Origin of the sequence: Rhizobium sp. CSW-27 (assembly GCF_018760785.1) — a bacterium.
Lineage (GTDB): Bacteria > Pseudomonadota > Alphaproteobacteria > Rhizobiales > Rhizobiaceae > Neorhizobium.
This window is the reverse complement of the sequence record NZ_JAHHZO010000043.1, coordinates 1-3,158: the sequence shown is the minus strand read 5'-3', so window position 1 is coordinate 3,158 and position 3,158 is coordinate 1. Positions and strand designations below refer to the sequence as shown.

The window sequence follows — 3,158 nt, the reverse complement described above, 5'->3', positions numbered from 1 at the left end:
CGTCCCGCAAACCGAAACCCGACGCTCTGAAACCGTCGATCTGGGGAAAGCTGGAGACTAACATCGCACAAGGTCTCCAAGATCAGCGTGATATGGAAGAAGCGGCCGCCAACGGTGGTGACGACCGCGCCTGATGCTCAGGCCGCAGCCTTGAGATCCGCTTCCGGCTGCAGGGAATGCAGAAAACTGACCGCGCGCTGCGCGTGAGCCGCAGCCTGAAAAATCGCTCGCTTGTCGTTTGCCAGCACATTCAGCCACGACTGCAGGTAGGACGCATGATCGGGACGTGGCTCGAGCTCAGGCGCGATGCCGAGATCGGCGCAAAGGAAGCAACTGCCGAGCTCGGCGACGAGCTCTTCACGGGCTCGTTCCGTCCGGTCCTTTGCATAGCGTGACAGGTCACGCCCAACTCGATTTTCTGCCGCAGTCCAGTGCGTTGCCTCATGGCTGAGGACGGCCGCGTATCCTGCCGCATCGCGAAACGCCTCGAATGGCGGCATCTGGATGTAGTCCATGACGGGTGAATAGTAGGCCTGATTGCCGCCGTGGCGGATGACCGCGCCGGTCGCTTTGAAGAAGCGATCGGCGCTCTCGATGCGCTCGACAGGATCTTGCACCTTGGCCGGCGGGGCATAATAGGTGTCGGGCAGACCATCGATCTGCTCGATGTTGAACACCGAATAGGCCTTCAGGAACGGGATTTCCCGATCCACATCGGTGCCGCTCCCGTCGGCCACCGATTTGGTGAACCGACTGGCGAAGACCACCGTCGAGCCCGTTTCGCCCTTTCGCACGGCTCCGCCCAGTTCGAGGTCGGGTAGCGGGGCAGCGTCGCCGCTGCCCCGCCCCCTCAGAACCGTGCTTGCGAGTTTCCCCGCACACGGCTCAAGCAAACCGCTTGCGATCCCGTTCACTCCTCTCCGCAGCGAGAGCTTGGAGATGGCAGTAGAGGTGCATGAGGCGCTGATTATCGAGTGTGCGTTTCCCACCAAGGCGAGGTGCCGAGATGTGGTGAACGCACAGGGCCTCGTCGTTGTGCAGGGTCTCACCGCAGCGGAAGCACATGCCTCCTTGTTCTTTGGCGAGGGCCTGTTGCCGACCGGAAAGCTCGGCATGCTGACGCGATCTTCGCCGCACCCAATAGTCTCGGAGGACTGGATCATCTGGCGATGCGCCCCCTTTCACAAGGATATGCCGAACGATCGGGGTCCACGCAAACTTGATGAGACGGCCACCGTCTCCGGCAGCATCGCCGAAGACCCAGTAGTCCATTCTCTTGGGGTGTAACTTACCCCAGTATTTGCGCGTGACCCAGTACCATGGCTTTTGCGGATGTGTCTTCCGCGCCCAACGGACCTCTTTGCCAAAGATCCAGCTGTCAAGTTGGGCGAATAGCCGTTTCGATACCACGCTCCGGTAATAGTTGCTCCAGCCTCGAATGATCGGGTTCAGCCGAGTAAGGACGGTGACTATGTTCTGACCGTCCAGTCCGCGCCATTCCCGTACCATCCTGGCTTTCAGCGACTTCACCGATTTCCGGGAAGGCTTGATCAGCAGCTTCCAGCCCCATCGGGTTTCCGGACTCCGATATTGGCGGATGTTGAAGCCGAGGAAGTCGAACCCATCGGATAGATGCACTATCCGCGTCTTCTCGTCTGAGAGGACAAGGCCCCGCGCTGCCAGCCAGGCGGATAGTTCCACCCGAGCCTGACACGCATCTTCTTCGCTATCGCAGAAGACGACAAAATCGTCTGCGTAGCGGATCAAACACCGCTTGCCGACATTGTCGCCGCGGGTGATGTATTTCACACCAACCGCGGCCTCCATGCCGTGCAGGGCGATGTTGGCGAGCAGAGGACTGATCACGCCACCTTGCGGCGTACCACTATCGGTGTCGTGAAAGACCCCGCGCTCCATGTACCCCGCTTTCAGCCACTGACGAATGAGCTCCTTTGCAGGGAACCCTTCAATGGCGTTGAGCAGGAATTCATGGTCGATGTTATCGAACGCCCCTTTGATGTCAGCATCGAGAACCCATCGGCGGCGGCGCACTGGTGCGGCGACATTGTAGATTCTCGCTATGGCATCGTGGCATCCCCGTCCCGGCCTGAACCCATAGCTGCAAGGCTCGAAGCGTGCCTCCCAGAAGGGTTCGAGCGCGTTTTTCACCCGCGCCTGCAAAGCTCGGTCACGGATGGTTGGGATTCCAAGGGGGCGCAGTTTCCCGCCTGCCTTCGGAATATACACCCTACGCGCTGGCGCTGCTCGCCACGGCTGAACCGACATGAGGCTGTCGGCCAACTCGTTGCGATCCTCGACGGTCGTCGTGACGATGCCGTCTACGCCAGCAGTGTATTTTCCCTTGTTCTCCTGAGTGACCTGGCGCACGCTTTTCAGCGTGTTTGAGTAACTCCGAAGCATCAAGTTCTGTAAAGAACGCACCTTGGCAAGGTCGTTCTCACGGGACGCCCGGAAGATGCGCTGTCTCAGATTGCGGACGCGTCGATTGACTTGCCGCCAGTTGACGGCATTCCAGTCGGTCTGTCCCTTGGTTCCGTTTGCAGAAGAATTCCGCACCTAACTTTTCCCTCGGTTAGCAATCATCACAACGTCTTCGGGCGGTTCACCAAACCCACGTCAGCAGCCTTTCGGCTTGAGCATTGCTCTATCCGGCAGGTTATGGATTCCCTTGATCTTTCGATCTGCCAGCATTCGCTTCTTGGGTCTTCCTGTTCCCGCTGGGCATTCAGCTTCCCTTACGGTCGGCCTACCGGCGTTGCCACCGGTTCCCATCGGGGTTTCCGTGTTCCACATGAAGGAGATGCGGTCGGGGCGGGCGCTCTCAGTACGCCGGGGCGCGGTGTTCGCGGTGGGGCCAAGCTCACCCCAGTTCGCATTTGCCCAGCTCGGCCGTGTCAACCAACGGTTACGGCCTTACTACCTCACGGCGCGTTTCGATGAGAATTCACTCGCGTTCGCCCTTCCGACCTTCGCCTCGCCCGACAAAATGCGTTGGCTGCATTTCCATCTTGGGCTTTCATTCCCGCTTCACACCACGCCGTTACCGACGTCGCATGGGGAAAGTGGCGACAGAGTTGAACACTACTCATGGACCCATGGGTCACTCCTTTCATGCGACCTTCACGTCGCACAGCCTG

The 3,158-nt window shown here is 59.6% G+C and carries 2 protein-coding genes; both read right to left on the bottom strand.

The annotated features are described in order from the left end of the window. Positions 1-137: 137 nt before the first annotated feature. Entirely contained in the window at positions 138-854 is a 717-nt protein-coding gene (locus tag KLP42_RS26385; RefSeq protein ID WP_252193288.1) for an ArdC family protein, read from the bottom strand. A gap of 31 nt (positions 855-885) precedes the next feature. Continuing rightward, positions 886-2,577 carry a group II intron reverse transcriptase/maturase gene (ltrA, locus tag KLP42_RS26380; protein ID WP_215571137.1) on the bottom strand — a complete coding sequence of 564 codons (1,692 nt, stop codon included), beginning with the start codon at positions 2,575-2,577 and terminating at the stop codon, positions 886-888. Between the last annotated feature and the right edge of the window lie 581 nt (positions 2,578-3,158).